A 14687-nucleotide genomic window follows, 5' to 3' on the forward strand; every position below is an offset into this window, starting at 1 on the left:
GCGATGAGCTGGGCGAAGCGTGATCGTGCGTCGTAAGCCTCGGACGACTGAGACTTGCGGGTGGCGTAGGCATAGTATTCGCCGTATGCGTGCGCGGCCGTAGTCCCATACGCGATGTCGCAACCACGCCGGAGTTCAGCGTTGACTCGATGAAATTTCGTCGCATAGAAGCACGTCTCAGCATTGGGATCTGCGAACTCTCGAGCCGTGGTGGCTCCACGTTTCCAGGCTGCTATTAAGCGGTCAAGACCGGCTTGGGTGGCGTCGCCGTGTGGCTGCACCGAGTGGGCGATTCCGGGCGACAATTGTCCTAACCCCGCGCCATATCCACAAACCGGCTGAGGTGAAGCTGGTGAGCAACGGTGATCGTGGCAGTAGGACCGTTACGGTGCTTGCCCACGATGATGTCGGCTTCACCGGCTCGGGGGTCGTCGCGCTCGATGGAGTCGGGCCGGTGCAGCAGGATGACCATGTCGGCGTCCTGCTCCAGCGATCCCGACTCGCGAAGGTCGGCGACCTGCGGCCGCTTGTCCGTCCGTTGCTCCGGACCACGGTTCAGCTGCGAGATCGCGATGACCGGGACTTCCAGCTCCTTGGCCAGCAGCTTCAACGACCGGGAGAACTCCGAGACCTCTTGCTGGCGTGACTCTACTTTCTTGCCCGAGGTCATCAGCTGCATGTAGTCCACGACGATCATCTTCAGATCGTGGCGCTGCTTGAGTCGCCGGGCCTTGGCGCGGATCTCCATCATCGTCAGGTTCGGCGAGTCGTCGATGAACAGCGGCGCCTCGGAGATCTCACCCATGCGCCGCGCCATGCGCGTCCAGTCGTCGTCGCTCATCTGCCCCGACCGCATGTCGGCGAGCTTCACCTTCGCCTCGGCCGAGAGCAGTCGCATGACGATCTCGGACTTGCTCATCTCCAACGAGAACATGGCACTGGTCAGCCCGTGCGTGATCGACGCCGACCGCAGGAAGTCCATCGCCAGCGTCGAGTTATGCGTCGGCACCATCGCCTCGCCGGCCAGGTACAGGTGATCGGGGTTGTCGACCTGCACGCAGCGCACCGGCACACTCGGAACCGGCGTGATCGCCACGATCCGCCGCGACCTCGACCGCTGCCGCAGCTCCTTGTGCTTGATCGCCTTGTGGTGGACGGTGAACACGTCGTCGTCGGCGTCGACGCTCAGCCATCCCGACGCCAGTCGTCGGTACGAATACCCCAGCCCGGCAACCAGATCGGCGACAACGAACGTCATGTGCCGCGTCGCCGCCGCGACCGTGATCCGACCGTCGTCCTCGACAACGGCGCGCGCGTCGAGGATGCCCGCCAGTAGCGCGCGACGCTGGGCGATCGAGCCGCGCAGGTACTCCACCGGCACCTGCCCGCCCAGATCGGCCATCAGCGTCATCACGTCGACCTCCCCCTCGGCGTCGATGCGCATCGAGATCTCGGGGTCGTCAAAGGCCATGCCGGCCAGCGCGCCGACCGTGTACGGCCCATACGCGAACCGACGCTTCGGCAACTCCAGCGGCGCTGCATTGCGGATCACCGCACACCCGACGTGCGGCCGCAGCTGCTCGGTGGTCGCCACGACCGTCTGATCGCCCAGCTGCGCGCGCCACTGGTGCTCGGCGTCGGCGACCAGCACGCCCCCGTCGTCGAACCGCACCGCGTAGCACGGTCGATCGGTCATGACCTCCGTCGACGCGACCACCCGCGTCGGCTGGCCGTCGGCATCCAGCAGCATGTCCCCGACGGCGACGTTGCCCATCGTCGTCCAGCCGTGCGGCGTGGGCAGCGGGGTGTCGAGGGCGAGCGCCTTCCCGACACCGGGACGTGCCGCGACGATGATCATCTGCCCGGGGTGCAGCCCGTTGGTCAGCTTGTCCAGGTCGGCGAAGCCGGTCGGCACGCCCAGCGAGATGCCGCCGCGCGAGGCGATGGAGTCCAGCTCGTCCATCGTCGGCTGCAGCAGCTGCTCCAGGGGCACGTAGTCCTCAGAGGTGTTGCGCTCGGTGACGTCGTACACCTCGGCCTGCGCCCGGTCGACCACCTCGGCCACGTCCTGGCTGCCCTCGCCGCCGGCGTAACCGAACTGCACGATGCGCGTGCCCGCCTCGACGAGCCGCCGCAGAATCGCCTTCTCGCCGACGATCTCCGCGTAGTAACCGGCGTTCGCGGCCGTCGGCACCGTCTGGATGAGCGTGTGCAGATACGGCGCCCCGCCGACGCGCTTGAGGTCGCCGCGACGCTCCAGCTCGGCGGCGACGGTCACGGCGTCGGCCGGCTCGCCCTTGCCGTACAGCTCGAGGATCGCGTCATAGATCGCCTGGTGCGACGGTAGGTAGAAGTCGCCGGGCCGGATCTTCTCCAGCACGTCGGCGATCGCGTCCTTGGACAGCATCATGCCGCCGAGCACGGACTGCTCCGCGGCCTGATCCTGCGGGGGCTGGCGGCCGAACTCCTCGTTCGACAGATCCTCGGGGATCGGTTCGTGACCATGGTCTTCGGTCACAGACACGTGCCCACCCCCTTTCGGAACTCCCGACAAGCCCCACTCGTCTGGGCCGCGTCGGCCCGCCTTCGTCCTTGATACGCCGGACCCCTGACAACGACGGGGGAGGTTCCCGGGTGACCCGGTGCCGTCCCGCCGCCGCGTCGTCGAGATGGGGCGCGGCGATCTATCGGGGGAAGATTATTGCCGTTGGCAACCCTGCCCAAATGTGTGCTGTGGACAGCCGTGTGGACAGTCTGTGGATTGCGCGCAGTTGTCCTTGACGGGCTGTGGACAGAGTCGGGGATAACTTTCCGACAACCGCGGATTCCTGATGGTTTTCGCAGGTCACAGCGGATTGTCGTTGTCCACACCGCACGAGTTTGGCGATCCTCGGCGTGTCGCGGCTGGCGCGTCGGATCAACCCTCAAGCAAAGCCTCAACCCTGGACGAGTGACCGATTTGTGAACGGCATCACAACACCCGGTAACCTGGACGCCGGTCCCTGTGGGAACGCTGGAATTTGTCCCCAGGCGGCCCGCGGGCAGCCGCGTCGTGATGAAATGGCAGGCAGTAAACCTATGGGGAGACCTCACGTGATGAAAACCGCACTGAAGCGCGCACTGACCGCGACCGTCGCGTCGGTCGCCGCGCTCTCGCTGACCCCGGCCCTCTCGTCGGCGACCGCGCCCGAGCTCGACTTCGCCCGCTACCCGGCCGTCGACGCCAAGACCTACGTCTCGTACAACTACGACAACAACGGCCGCGCCTTCTTCCGCGCCGGCATGTTCTACTGCGGCCTCGGTTCGACGCCGGGCCGCATCGCCTGCAAGGGGCGCCCCGCGACGGCCCCTCCCGGCGTCCAGGGCACCTACCTGAACAACAGCCAGGGCCCGTGGTGGGTGAGCCCCGAGGGCATCTTCGCGCCCAGCATCCGCCTGCTGCCCAACGCGCACTACCGCGCCAAGGTCCTGCCGGTGGGCCGCAGCATCCACATCTACGACATCATCTGCGCCCGCCCGCGCCCGGCGGTCCTCACCTGTGAGACCCGAGGCCGCGCCTTCGTCGTGAGCCCCCGGTGGCACAAGTTCATCTCGCCCGCCGGCGACCACGCCTACAACCCGCCCAAGTCCAAGCTCCCGCCGAGCCTGCGCTGACGACCCCGCAAAGAAGAGCCGCCGCCCGGAATCCCGGGCGGCGGCTCTTCTTGTAGTGCGTGCGGGCTACTCCGCGACGACGGCCAGGTCGAAGTTGGCCGCGACGTTGGGGTGCAGCTTCACGACGATCGGGTAGGTGCCCGTCGCCTTGATGTGACCCTTGGGCAGCTCCACGGTGCGCTTGTCGACGGCGGGGCCGCCGGCGCTCTTGATGGCGCCGACCACGTCACCGGTGGTGACCGAGCCGAACAGCTTGCCCGAGTCGTGCGTCTTCACACCGAGCTGCACGGCGAGACCCTCGAGGGCCTGCTTGAGCTCGTTGGCGTGCTCGACGTCGCGCACCTCGCGGGCCTCCTGGGCCCGCTTGATGCCCTCGACCTGCTTCTCGGCGCCCTTGGTGGCGACGATCGCCAGGCCGCGCGGCAGCAGGAAGTTGCGGCCGTAGCCGTCCTTGACCTCGACGATGTCGCCGGCGACACCGAGGTTCTCCACAGCGGCAGTCAGGATGAGCTTCATGAGTTCGTTTCCCTTCCCGCTCAGCGACCCGACGAGGTGAACGGCAGCAGCGCCACCTCACGCGAGTTCTTGACGGCGATCGCCACGTCGCGCTGGTGCTGCACGCAGTTACCAGTCACGCGACGCGAACGGATCTTGCCGCGGTCCGACAGGTAGCGACGCAGCAGCGCCGTGTCCTTGTAGTCGATGACCTGGGACTTGTCCTTGCAGAAGCTGCACGCCTTGGCCTTGACGACCTTTTCGACGCGGGGCTTCCGACCCTTTTGCTTTGCCATGTATTACTCCAGATAGATCAGAAAGGTGGTTCTTCCGAGGCCGCGCCCGCCGAACCCGCCGCGGGCGCACTGCCCCAGGGGTCCTCGTTCGCCGCGGGCTGGCTCGACGCGGGACGGCCACCGCCGCCGCCGGCCGAACCGAAGCCGCCACCGCCGCCACCGCGCGAGGCGCGGGTGACCTTGGCGGTTGCGTACCGCAGCGACGGGCCGATCTCGTCGACATCGAGCTCGTACACCGTCCGCTTCTCACCCTCACGAGTCTCGAAGGAGCGCTGCTTGAGGCGACCGGAGACGATGACGCGGGTGCCCTTGGTGAGGGACTCGGTCACGTTCTCGGCGGCCTCGCGCCAGATGTTGCACCGCAGGAACAGCGCCTCGCCGTCTTTCCACTCATTGGTCTGACGGTCGAAGGTGCGCGGCGTCGATGCCACCGTGAAGTTGGCGACCGCGGCACCGGACGGCGTGAAACGCAGTTCCGGGTCGGCCGTCAGGTTCCCGATGACGGTGATGACCGTTTCTCCAGCCATGTGCTTTCCCCTCGAGGATCGTGGTGTGTCGGATGGTGGGTGATTACTTGCGCAGGACCTTGGTGCGCAGCACCGACTCGTTCAGCTTCAGCTGACGGTCGAGCTCGTTGACCGTGTCCGGCTTCGCGTTGAGATCGATAACCGCGTAGATGCCTTCGGCATTCTTCTCGATTTCGTAGGCAAGACGGCGCTTGCCCCAGATGTCGACACCATCCACCGAACCGCCGTCATTTCGGACGACATTGAGGAAGGTATCCAGGGAGGGGGCGACGGTGCGCTCGTCCAGGCTCGGATCGAGGATCACCATCAGTTCGTAGTGACGCATAAGACCACATCACCTCCTATGGGCTAATCGGCCGCGGACGTTCCGCGGCAGGAGGGTCGCCTGCGTCGGCAACCGCTCCAAGATACATGAAGACCGGTTGACCTGCGAAATCGTCGTACCGATAACCTGTAGCCCATGTCTACAGGCGGCAACGACCTCGCGCTGGGCCCGCTCGATCGCACCCGACGCGGCGACGCCCTCCTCGCGTCGGTGGTCTCCGTGCTGTTCACGGTGCTGGCGATGGCGTGGAGCTACCACGCGAAGGTCAAGTGCGGCGGCCCGCCGTTCAACGCCGAAGGGCGGTCCAAGCGCTGGCCGATCGGCGATCCGCACGCCGTCATCCCGTGCTACTCGGACATGATGAACCTCTGGACCGGGCGCGACATCAACAACCACGTCTTCCCGTACATCCACGGGTCGATCACCGGCGCCGGCCACCTCGTCGGCGGTTCCGTCGAGTACCCGGTCCTGTCCGGGGTGCTGATGTGGCTGGGCGCGCTCGGCGCCCACACCGACCGCGAGTTCTTCATCCACTCGGTCTGGATCCTCGCGCCCTTCGGCATCATCGTCACGCTGCTGCTGGTGTACCTGGTCCGCTGGTGGGCGCTGCTGTGGGCCGCGACCCCGCCGCTGGTCCTCTACGCCTTCCACAACTGGGAGCTGCCGGTCGTCGCGACCGCCGTCGGCGGCGTCGCCGTCGTCGCCTGGGGTGCGTCGACCGGTGCCGACGGCAAGCCACGGCTGTCCCTGCGAACAGCGGGGGTGTGGGCGGCGATCCTGTTCGGCATCGGCTTCTCGCTGAAGATGTATCCGGGCTTCTTCGTCCTGCCGCTGGCGCTGTACGTGCTGACGCGCGGCGGCGGTTTCCTGCAGCGCTTCCGGTCGCCCCGCGAGGTGGCGACGGATCTGGATTGGCGCGGCTTCTGGACGGTCGTGGGTGCGGCGACGGCGACGGTCGTGGTCACGCAGGGCCCGTTCATGGTGCTGGGCTGGGAGGGCTGGCGCGCGTCGCTGTCCTTCCAGGGCAAGCGCAAGGCCGACGTCGACACCAACTCGATCTGGTACTGGGGCCTGCGGCACCTGACCGGCGGGCAGACCGACCTCTACAACACGATCGTGGGCCTCGCGTCGCCGCTGCTCATCGCGCTGTCGTTCGTGCTGGCGCTGTGGCTGGGCTGGCGCGTGTACCGCCCCGACAAGGTGACCATGGGCGTCTACCCGTGGATCGGCGTGTGCGGTGCGATGCTCGCCGGCTTCATGGTGTTCCACAAGGTCCACTCGCCGCAGTACACGCTGTGGATCCTGCCGTTCTTCGCGCTGCTGCAGGTCCGCTGGCCGGTGATCGTCGCCTACCTCGCCGCCGACCTCGCGCTGGACCTCACCATCTTCCGGCTCTTCGGCATCATCAACGACCCGTCGCACCCCCCGATGAAGTGGTGGGTCATCGGCGGCGTCAACTTCGGCGTCTGGGTCCACGCGGTGCTGCTGGTCTACCTGATCTTCGCCTTCGTCAAGGCCGCTCCCCGAGAGCCGCTCGCCTCGATGGGCCTGCGCCCGCCTGCGCCGTACGAGCCTGCCGCCTGACGTCGGGTCGTCCCGATGGGCGCCGGGAAGTCGCCGGTCGGGCGCATACTGGCCACATGCTGATCGCCGGACTCGCCCTCGCCATCCTCGCCGCGCTCCTGCACGTCTTCATCTTCTACCTGGAGTCGATAGCCTGGACGTCGAAGCGTGCCCGCGCGGTGTTCGGCACCACCGAACAGCAGGCGCTCGACACCCGCGAACTCGCCTTCAACCAGGGCTTCTACAACCTGTTCCTCGCGATCCTGGTCTTCGTCGGGGCGCTCATCATCGCGCTGTCCGACCATCGGGGCGTCGGTCTGGCCCTGGTGCTGGCCGGCACCGCCTCGATGCTCGCGGCCGCGCTGGTGCTCGGCCTGTCCTCCCGGTCGCACCGCGGTGCAGCGGTGCGGCAGGGAGCCCTGCCGCTCGTGGCCGTCGTCGTGTTGGCGATCGCCGCCTGATATTTCGTTTCCGCACGGCGGGCGGCTGGTCGTAGCCTGGCGATCATGACGGACACCTGGCTCGGCGCCCCGACCCTCGAGTACGGCACGGTGGTGCTCCGCCCGCTGGCCCTGGGCGACGCAGAGGAGCTCGGCGGCCTCGTCGGGGATCCCGAGGTGTTCCGCTGGTCGCCGGGGGTGCCCGCGAATGTCGACGAGGCGCGAACCTTCGTCGAGACCGCGTTGCGCGCCCGCGAGGCGGGGCAGCGCACCGCGTTTGCCGTCATCGACAACGGCCGGCTCGTCGGGTCGACCAGCTATTACGCGATCAACCCCGCCGACCTCGGCGTCGCGATCGGGCACACCTTCTACACCGAGTCCGCGCAGGGCACGCGCGTGAACCCCACCAGCAAGTTCCTCCTGCTCCGCCACGCCTTCGAGGACTGCGGGGCGGTCCGCGTCGAGTGGCACACCAATGAGCACAACGCACGGTCGCGTGCGGCGATCGCCAAGCTCGGCGCGCAGTTCGAGGGGCTGATGCGCAAACACAAGCGCTTCGGCGACGGCTGGCGCACGACCGCCCTCTATGCGATGACCGACGACGACTGGCCGGCTGCCAAGGCTGCACTCCTCAATCGGATCTGACATTTTCTGCGTCTCTGAGCGGGTTCGACGGGATATACCCGTCGGCGGGCCTGTGAGACGCAGAAAATGTCAGGCACGACGGTCGCGAGGAAACCGATGGCGCTCTGCGCGCGTAATCGCTCGGATGTCCGCCAGCGCCTCCGGCCAGCCGAACATGACGTCTTCGTAGGTCAGCCGCAACGTCATCCACCCGTCCACGAGGGACTTCCGGTCCCGATAGCGGTCGTACCGGTAGGCCTCGAGGTCGGTGTGGAACCCCACGCTGTCGCACTCGATGAGCAACCTGCCGATCCGCAGGTCGGCGTGACCGCCGTAGGACTTCACATCGGGCTGCACCACGACCTTGTACCCCGCACCTCGCAAGCGCACCCGGGCGATCGACTCGGTGCCGGACTGCGACTTCGCATCGCATTGCGAAATGAGCCGGTCCACCGCGGGCGGGACGCAGGGGAGCTGCCGCCGCAGATCGTCAACCGTCAGACACTTCTTTCTCAGGACCGAGTCGGCGATGGCGATCCATTGCTCGCCCGGCACACACTTGGCGGCGCAGAGAAGCGCGATGTCGATGTCGTCGACCGCAGTCTCGACCGGATACGGTCCGCCGTACGCGCAGCAGTGGCGGCGCTGTTCCCGATGACGGGTAGGCCTGAGGTGGAGCCGTCGTCGCGCACCCGGCGGGACCCACAGCCCGTGCTTCTCCAGCGCCGACACGCACGTCAGTGCACCGCCTTGCTGCACCGCACTCACGACCGCCTTGTCGGCGTTGGCAGTGGCGTACCAACCGGTGCAGACCTTGGTCAGCGACCCGTCGCGGAGGGCTCGTCGGAGTGAGACCTCGGTGTGGCCAGCTTCGAGCAGTGCCGCCCGCCGGAAAACACCACAGTCCATGCCTTCTTAGACGTGCGACAGGGGGCAATCGGCTCCATCAGGCCATCAACGGAGATCGCACAAGGTGGGGTGTCTCCACGACCTCGGGCTCCTCGGAGTCGTAGTGCTCCCACACGATGTGCAGGCACACACCCAGCACGGCGACCATCCGCACGACCACCGCCAGCGTGTACCACTGCGGCGGCAGCCAGTGGTGCTCGGGCGCGAGGTACACGCCCATGCGCGGCACCCAGCACAGCGCCTCGATCAGCATCCAGACCATCAGGATCCGCGACGACTTCACGGCCAGCACCGCCAACGGCACCAGCCACAGCGCACTCTGCGGACTCCACACCTTCGACACCACCAGCACCCCCGCGACCAGCAGGAACGCGATCGAGTACACGTCGAACGGCCGCGGCGAGTTGAGCACCGTGACGGTCACCGCGATCAGCACGCCGACCACCGCCACCAGCGAGATCACGTTGACCACGGTGACGTTCAGGTTCAGCTTCGTCAGCAGTGCCAGTGCGCCGTAGACGCTGTCGGGCTCGGGGGCGCGCGCGGACAGGAACCGCCAGTACTGCAGCCACCCGGTGCTCGTGCCGATCACCACCGGCAGGTTCACCGCGATCCAGGTCGCGAGCGCGGCGGCGACGGCCTTGAGGAGCGGCTCCCACGACGCGCGGGCGGACAGGACCGACAACCCCACCGCGACCAACACCAACACCGGCCAAATACCGGTGGTCGCGGCAAGGCCGAAGAACACGCCGGCGACCCACCACCGTCGACGGTCCCACGCCAGGAGCGCGACCATCACCAGCATCACCGTCAGCAGGTCGAAGGCGGTGAACGCGTGGACGAACACGACGGGGGACAGCACGGCCACCCACACGAACCAGCGGCGCTCGCCGGAGATCTTCACCAGCACCCAGATCGTCACCAGCCAGCACAGCGCCAACAGGAACGCCACCAGGTTGAAGAACACGACCGGACTGATCGCCGACGGCACGCCCCAGTGGTCGTGTATCCACTGCCAGCCGGCCGTCGCGCGCTCGGCGCCGTACGCGACCATCCCCACGCCCACCGGCGCCGCCAACCGCTGCGTGACCTCGCGCCCCTTCGCCGACTTCGCCGTCCACGACGTCCAGAACGGCACGCCGTCGGCCAGGTGCTGGCGCCCGTACATCGCGGCCACGTCGGTGTAGCAGAGCGAATAGAGCTCGCGCTGACGATCCCAGTTGAGCCGGTGCGACGCATCGAGCTTGGCGCCGACGGAGGTCGGCGACGACGTCGGCGTCTGTTGCAGACAGGCCGCCTTCCCGGTCCAGCTGAACGCCAGCGCCAGCAGGGCCAGCGCGAACAGCACGCGCAGCGCGGAGAACCGGGCCCGCCCGACGGCGGCGTGCAGGCCCAGCGGACCACCGATCCGACCGGCAGCCGGAGCGACCAGCGGATCCTCCAGCGACGGCGCCCACCGTCGAACCGATCGGTCGCGGTCGGGGGCCGGTGTGGCCGGCGACTCGAGCGCAGCCGGATCGGCCGGCGTCACGGAATCCGTCACGTCAGAGCGGTCACGTCGCTACCGGGTCAGCCCCAGGGGAACCGCGGCGGCGGCGGGGGACGCGGGCGGTGCGGACGCGGACGCGGCGGCGGGTTGTAGTTGTCCGGCGGGTTGTAGCGCGGCGCCGGCGGACCGGGGACCGTGATGCCCGGCGCGACGGTGAAGTTGCCGTCGCGACCCTGACCCGGCCAGCGCTGCTGGCGCGGCGGCGGAGCGGTGTACTTGGGGGCCGGCGGTGCCTCGTAGGGGACACCCGCCTGGCCGCCGACCGCCTCCGGCTCCGGGAACTGCTTGATCTCGTCGCCGGCCAGGGCCTCGTCCATGGCCTGCTTCCAGATCTGCGCGGGCAGGCCCGAGCCGTAGACCGGTCCGCCCCACGGGGTCTTCAGCGCGGTGCCCTTGTCGGTGCCCACCCAGACGGCCGTGGACAGCTGCGGGGTGTACCCGACCATCCACGCGTCCTTGTTGTCACCGGTGTTGCGCAGCTGCGCGGTACCGGTCTTGGCGGCCGACGGGCGCGAGCCGTAGGTCGGGTCGTAGAGGCTGTTGCCGTTGGAGTACGCGGCGATCGGCTCGAGCGCGGCGGTCACGTTGTCGGCGACCTTGGCCGGGAAGACGCGCTTGCCCGGATCCTTCTTGCGCTCGAACAGCACGACGCCGTCGTTGTTCTCGACCTTCGTCACGAAGTGCGGCTTGCGGTAGATGCCCGACGCGGCGAGCGTCGCGTACGCCGACGCCATGTCGATGACGCGCGAGGGGTACTGGCCCAGGACCACACCGCCCTCGACGCCGCCGTTCTTCTCCTGCAGCGTGTGCGGGATGTCGCCGAAGCTCTCGGCCACACCGGCCTTGTGCGCGGCGTTCGCGACGGCCTGAGCCTGGCCGTTGAGGTCCATCATCAGGCGGTAGTACACGGTGTTCAGCGACATCTTCATCGCCGTCGCCAGGTTGCACGACCCGCAGGACAGGCCCTCGGAGTTCTTCACGACGAGGCCGTTGGAGCCCTCGTACGGCTCGGAGCTGTAGATCTTCGACAGCGGGATGTCCTGCTCGAGCGCGGCCACCAGCGCGAACACCTTGAACGACGACCCGGTCTGCAGGCCGGCGCTGGCGTAGTCCCAGCCGGTCGCCTGCTTGCCGCCGTAGTAGCCGGCGACGCCGCCGGTCTGCGGGTCGATCGAGACGATGCCGGTGCGGGTCTGCTTCGGGTAGTCCGCGAGCTTGTCGTTCGCGGCGTCGATCAGACCGTCCTCCACCTTCTTGCTGATGGTGGTGGTGATCTTGAGGCCCTCGGTGCGGACCTGCGTCTCGGTGATGTTGAGGTCGTTGAGCTCGTCGAGGACCTGGCGCTTGATCAGGCCCATCGGCCCGTCGTCCTTCTGGTCGCCGCCCTCGACGTACTTCTTGACCTTCGGGTACTTGATCTTGGCCTTGTCGGCGGCGGTCAGCGACCCGGTCTCGACCATCGACGACAGCACCCAGTTCCACCGCATCTCGGCGGCTTCGCGGTGGGTGTCGGGGTCGTAGTTCGACGGCGAGCGGATCGACGACGCGAGGACCGCCGACTCGCCGGTGCTCAGCTTGGAGACGTCCTTGCCGAAGTAGGCCTGCGACGCCGCGGCCACGCCGTACGAGCCACGACCGAAGTAGATCGTGTTCAGGTAGGCGGCCATGATGTCGTCCTTGGACCACTCGTTGCTCATCTTGGTGGCGATGGCCAGCTCGACGAACTTGCGGCGGTAGGAGTGCTCGTCGCCGACGAGGGCGTTCTTGACGTACTGCTGGGTGATCGTCGAACCACCGCCGGCGTCCTCACGGCCGGTGACGCGGCCGACGACCGCGCGACCGAGGCCGCGGATCGAGAAGCCGGAGTTCTGGCGGAACTCGCGGTCCTCGGCGGCGATGACCGCGTCCTGCAGCGACTTGGGGATCTCGGTGATCTTGACGTCGGTGCGGTTGCCCTCCGGCGGGATGACCTTGGTCATCACCTTGCCGTCCTTGTAGAGGATGTTGGCGACCTGGTTGTGCTTGATGTCACCCGACGCGGGGACGTGCGCGAAGATGTAGGTGAGCAGGAACGCGAGGATGCCGATCACGGCCATGACGGGCACGAACCCGCCGACGATGCCGGCTCCCCAGGCGATCCGCTTCTGTTTGGTCAGCTCCCCGTCGCGGCGCGCAGCGGCCAGCGACTTACTCGTCGCCGACCCGGATTTCCCCGTTGAGCTGGCGGTATCACGCTTCGGTGTCCCGTTAGCGCTGGTCATGTGGTGCCTTTCGGTGTGCCGCGCCGCGCACGGTCGTATGGCCGACGGTATGCGGTCGACGCAAGAATCACTTCGCTATTTTACGCGTTCGCTGTGGCTGCGATTTCAGCCCGGAAACGTACGAGCGGATCAGATGGTTCCAATGGCAGGACCGGCACACCTCGACGACGTGCACCGAGAACTCCGCGTACTTGCGCGCCAGGGCCGCGATCTCCTCGTCCGAGCGGGCCGATCCGTTGGCCTGGCCGAGCCGTTCGCCGAACACCCAGGACACCAGCGTGAGCGGTTCCTTGCGGCAGATCGGGCAGGTGGTCTCCGACGGGGAGCCGTGGAAGGCGGCCGCGTTCAGCAGGTACGGATTGGCGTCGCACACCTCGCCGACGCCGACGCGCCCGCTGTTGACGTCGGCCAGTCGGGACCGTCGGCGCAGCGCGTAGTCGACGACCTGTCGAGGGGCGTTCTCCTCCCACGACGGTGAGTCCGGACTCGGCACTGCCATGTCCAAGAGCGTACTCGCGCACCTTCTGGTGTTCGGGATGTCGGTGATCTATCCCACCCGACTGGCGCCGCTATATATCGGTGCGATACATTCGTTCACAGCATCGATCTGATGGCTAATCGTGATACGGCGAACCGCACGGCTTCCGTGTGGCCGAGGGAAAGGGGAACGGGATGCTCGAACTGGCGATCCTGGGCCTCCTCTTGGAATCGCCCATGCACGGCTACGAGCTGCGCAAGCGGCTCACCGGACTGCTGGGTGCGTTCCGTGCGTTCTCGTACGGCTCGCTCTACCCGACGCTGCGCCGGATGCAGGCCGACGGATTGATCGTCGAAGACACGACCCCCATCGGCGCCACCAAGGTGCGTCGCGGTCGTCGGGTCTACATGCTGACCGAGGCCGGCCGAGCCCGATTCAACGAGCTCGTCGCCGACACCGGTCCGCAGAACTACACCGACGACGGCTTCGGTGTGCACCTCGCGTTCTTCAGCCGGACCCCGGCTGTGGCGCGGATGCGCATCCTGGAGGGTCGACGACGGCAGGTCGAGGAGCGGCGCGAACGGCTGCGCGAACTGATCGGCGGGTCCGCCCGCAGCGACGATCGCTACAGCCGCCAGCTCCACGAGCTGAGTCTGGAATCAAGCGAGCGCGAAGTGCGCTGGCTCAACGAGCTCATCGCGGCGGAAGCCTCCGACGCCGATGACACAACAGGAAAACCGACGGCGGGGAAAGCTGCGTCGTCGCAACGAAAAGGAGAGCCCGACCATGGGTGAGCACAACCAGGTGCGTGTGGCCATTGTGGGCGTGGGAAACTGCGCCTCATCCTTGGTCCAGGGAGTCCACTACTACAAGGACGCCGACGAGAACGCGAGCGTTCCGGGTCTGATGCACGTCAAGTTCGGCCCGTACCACGTGCGCGACGTGGAGTTCGTCGCCGCGTTCGACGTCGACGCCAAGAAGGTCGGCTTCGACCTGTCCGAGGCGATCAACGCGTCGGAGAACAACACCATCAAGATCTGCGACGTGCCCCCGCTGAACGTCCCCGTGCAGCGCGGCCACACCCTCGACGGTCTGGGCAAGTACTACAAGGAGACCATCACCGAGGCCGACGGCACCGGCGTTGACGTCGTCAAGGCGCTCAAGGACGCCAAGGTCGACGTGCTCGTCTCCTACCTGCCGGTGGGCTCGGAAGAGGCCGACAAGTTCTACGCCCAGTGCGCCATCGACGCGGGCGTCGCCTTCGTCAACGCACTGCCGGTGTTCATCGCCTCCGACCCGGTGTGGGCCAAGAAGTTCGCCGATGCGGGCGTGCCCATCGTCGGCGACGACATCAAGAGCCAGGTCGGCGCGACCATCACCCACCGCGTGATGGCCAAGCTGTTCGAGGACCGCGGCGTCGTGCTCGACCGCACCTACCAGCTGAACGTCGGCGGCAACATGGACTTCAAGAACATGCTCGAGCGCGAGCGGCTGGAGTCCAAGAAGCTCTCCAAGACCCAGGCGGTCACCTCGAACCTGACCGGTTCACTGGCGAACAAGAAGGAC

The 14687-nt window shown here is 67.4% G+C and carries 15 protein-coding genes; 6 read left to right on the plus strand and 9 right to left on the minus strand.

The features are described from left to right. Positions 1–310: 310 nt before the first annotated feature. Positions 311–2524: a replicative DNA helicase gene (dnaB, locus tag QM634_RS12800; RefSeq protein WP_415043161.1), complete on the minus strand. Its 2214-nt coding sequence runs from the start codon at positions 2522–2524 to the stop codon at positions 311–313. A gap of 572 nt (positions 2525–3096) precedes the next feature. Between dnaB and QM634_RS12805 the strand changes: the two genes are divergently transcribed. Beyond that, positions 3097–3654, plus strand: a complete 558-nt coding sequence (locus QM634_RS12805) for a hypothetical protein (RefSeq protein ID WP_415043162.1) — start codon at positions 3097–3099, stop codon at positions 3652–3654. 66 nt (positions 3655–3720) lie between these two features. On the opposite strand, the gene rplI is transcribed toward QM634_RS12805, so the two are convergent. The 4 genes from rplI to rpsF are packed head-to-tail and all read right to left on the minus strand — an operon-like array spanning position 3721 to position 5297. Further along, positions 3721–4170, minus strand: coding sequence for a 50S ribosomal protein L9 (gene rplI / locus QM634_RS12810; RefSeq protein ID WP_415043163.1), 450 nt, complete (start codon positions 4168–4170; stop codon positions 3721–3723). Between the two features lie 20 nt (positions 4171–4190). After that, on the minus strand, positions 4191–4445 hold the full coding sequence (gene rpsR / locus QM634_RS12815) for a 30S ribosomal protein S18 (RefSeq protein ID WP_007320353.1): 255 nt from the start codon (positions 4443–4445) through the stop codon (positions 4191–4193). A gap of 17 nt (positions 4446–4462) precedes the next feature. Next, entirely contained in the window at positions 4463–4972 is a 510-nt protein-coding gene (locus tag QM634_RS12820) for a single-stranded DNA-binding protein (protein WP_415043164.1), read from the minus strand. A 43-nt stretch (positions 4973–5015) separates the two neighbouring features. Further along, positions 5016–5297, minus strand: coding sequence for a 30S ribosomal protein S6 (rpsF, locus tag QM634_RS12825; protein WP_415043165.1), 282 nt, complete (start codon positions 5295–5297; stop codon positions 5016–5018). 135 nt (positions 5298–5432) lie between these two features. On the opposite strand from rpsF, the gene QM634_RS12830 reads away from it, so the two are divergent. Genes QM634_RS12830 through QM634_RS12840 form a run of 3 tightly spaced genes read left to right on the plus strand, consistent with a single transcriptional unit; the run spans position 5433 to position 7945 of the window. After that, positions 5433–6881, plus strand: a complete 1449-nt coding sequence (locus QM634_RS12830) for a hypothetical protein (RefSeq protein ID WP_415043166.1) — start codon at positions 5433–5435, stop codon at positions 6879–6881. A 56-nt stretch (positions 6882–6937) separates the two neighbouring features. Continuing rightward, complete coding sequence (locus tag QM634_RS12835) at positions 6938–7321, plus strand: DUF1304 domain-containing protein (RefSeq protein ID WP_415043167.1); 384 nt, start codon at positions 6938–6940, stop codon at positions 7319–7321. A 45-nt stretch (positions 7322–7366) separates the two neighbouring features. Then, a complete protein-coding gene (locus QM634_RS12840) occupies positions 7367–7945 on the plus strand; it encodes a GNAT family N-acetyltransferase (protein ID WP_415043168.1) in 579 nt (192 codons plus the stop codon). A gap of 69 nt (positions 7946–8014) precedes the next feature. Here QM634_RS12840 and QM634_RS12845 read toward each other — a convergent pair whose 3' ends face one another. The 4 genes from QM634_RS12845 to QM634_RS12860 all read right to left on the minus strand — a co-directional run bounded on the left by QM634_RS12845 (position 8015) and on the right by QM634_RS12860 (position 13142). Next, a complete protein-coding gene (locus QM634_RS12845) occupies positions 8015–8833 on the minus strand; it encodes an endonuclease domain-containing protein (protein WP_415043169.1) in 819 nt (272 codons plus the stop codon). 37 nt (positions 8834–8870) lie between these two features. Continuing rightward, a complete protein-coding gene (locus QM634_RS12850) occupies positions 8871–10376 on the minus strand; it encodes a glycosyltransferase 87 family protein (RefSeq protein WP_415043170.1) in 1506 nt (501 codons plus the stop codon). A 26-nt stretch (positions 10377–10402) separates the two neighbouring features. Further along, positions 10403–12643, minus strand: a complete 2241-nt coding sequence (locus QM634_RS12855) for a transglycosylase domain-containing protein (RefSeq protein WP_415043171.1) — start codon at positions 12641–12643, stop codon at positions 10403–10405. 67 nt (positions 12644–12710) lie between these two features. Next, entirely contained in the window at positions 12711–13142 is a 432-nt protein-coding gene (locus QM634_RS12860) for a DUF5318 family protein (RefSeq protein WP_415043172.1), read from the minus strand. 173 nt (positions 13143–13315) lie between these two features. On the opposite strand from QM634_RS12860, the gene QM634_RS12865 reads away from it, so the two are divergent. Further along, positions 13316–13915 carry a PadR family transcriptional regulator gene (locus QM634_RS12865; protein WP_415043173.1) on the plus strand — a complete coding sequence of 200 codons (600 nt, stop codon included), beginning with the start codon at positions 13316–13318 and terminating at the stop codon, positions 13913–13915. Then, positions 13908–14687: inositol-3-phosphate synthase (locus tag QM634_RS12870; RefSeq protein WP_415043174.1), on the plus strand; the 780-nt coding region annotated here is incomplete at its 3' end. The genes QM634_RS12865 and QM634_RS12870, both read left to right, overlap by 8 nt.

The organism is Gordonia sp. (in: high G+C Gram-positive bacteria), assembly GCF_047606305.1.
Taxonomy (GTDB): domain Bacteria; phylum Actinomycetota; class Actinomycetes; order Mycobacteriales; family Mycobacteriaceae; genus Gordonia.

Bases quoted from the DNA above. Each gene is read 5' to 3' on its own strand.
- QM634_RS12805 (WP_415043162.1), top strand. From the start codon at position 3,097: ATGAAAACCGCACTGAAGCGCGCACTGACCGCGACCGTCGCGTCGGTC.
- rplI (WP_415043163.1), bottom strand. From the start codon at position 4,170: ATGAAGCTCATCCTGACTGCCGCTGTGGAGAACCTCGGTGTCGCCGGC.
- rpsR (WP_007320353.1), bottom strand. From the start codon at position 4,445: ATGGCAAAGCAAAAGGGTCGGAAGCCCCGCGTCGAAAAGGTCGTCAAG.
- QM634_RS12820 (WP_415043164.1), bottom strand. From the start codon at position 4,972: ATGGCTGGAGAAACGGTCATCACCGTCATCGGGAACCTGACGGCCGAC.
- rpsF (WP_415043165.1), bottom strand. From the start codon at position 5,297: ATGCGTCACTACGAACTGATGGTGATCCTCGATCCGAGCCTGGACGAG.
- QM634_RS12830 (WP_415043166.1), top strand. From the start codon at position 5,433: ATGTCTACAGGCGGCAACGACCTCGCGCTGGGCCCGCTCGATCGCACC.
- QM634_RS12835 (WP_415043167.1), top strand. From the start codon at position 6,938: ATGCTGATCGCCGGACTCGCCCTCGCCATCCTCGCCGCGCTCCTGCAC.
- QM634_RS12840 (WP_415043168.1), top strand. From the start codon at position 7,367: ATGACGGACACCTGGCTCGGCGCCCCGACCCTCGAGTACGGCACGGTG.
- QM634_RS12845 (WP_415043169.1), bottom strand. From the start codon at position 8,833: ATGGACTGTGGTGTTTTCCGGCGGGCGGCACTGCTCGAAGCTGGCCAC.
- QM634_RS12855 (WP_415043171.1), bottom strand. From the start codon at position 12,643: ATGACCAGCGCTAACGGGACACCGAAGCGTGATACCGCCAGCTCAACG.
- QM634_RS12860 (WP_415043172.1), bottom strand. From the start codon at position 13,142: ATGGCAGTGCCGAGTCCGGACTCACCGTCGTGGGAGGAGAACGCCCCT.
- QM634_RS12865 (WP_415043173.1), top strand. From the start codon at position 13,316: ATGCTCGAACTGGCGATCCTGGGCCTCCTCTTGGAATCGCCCATGCAC.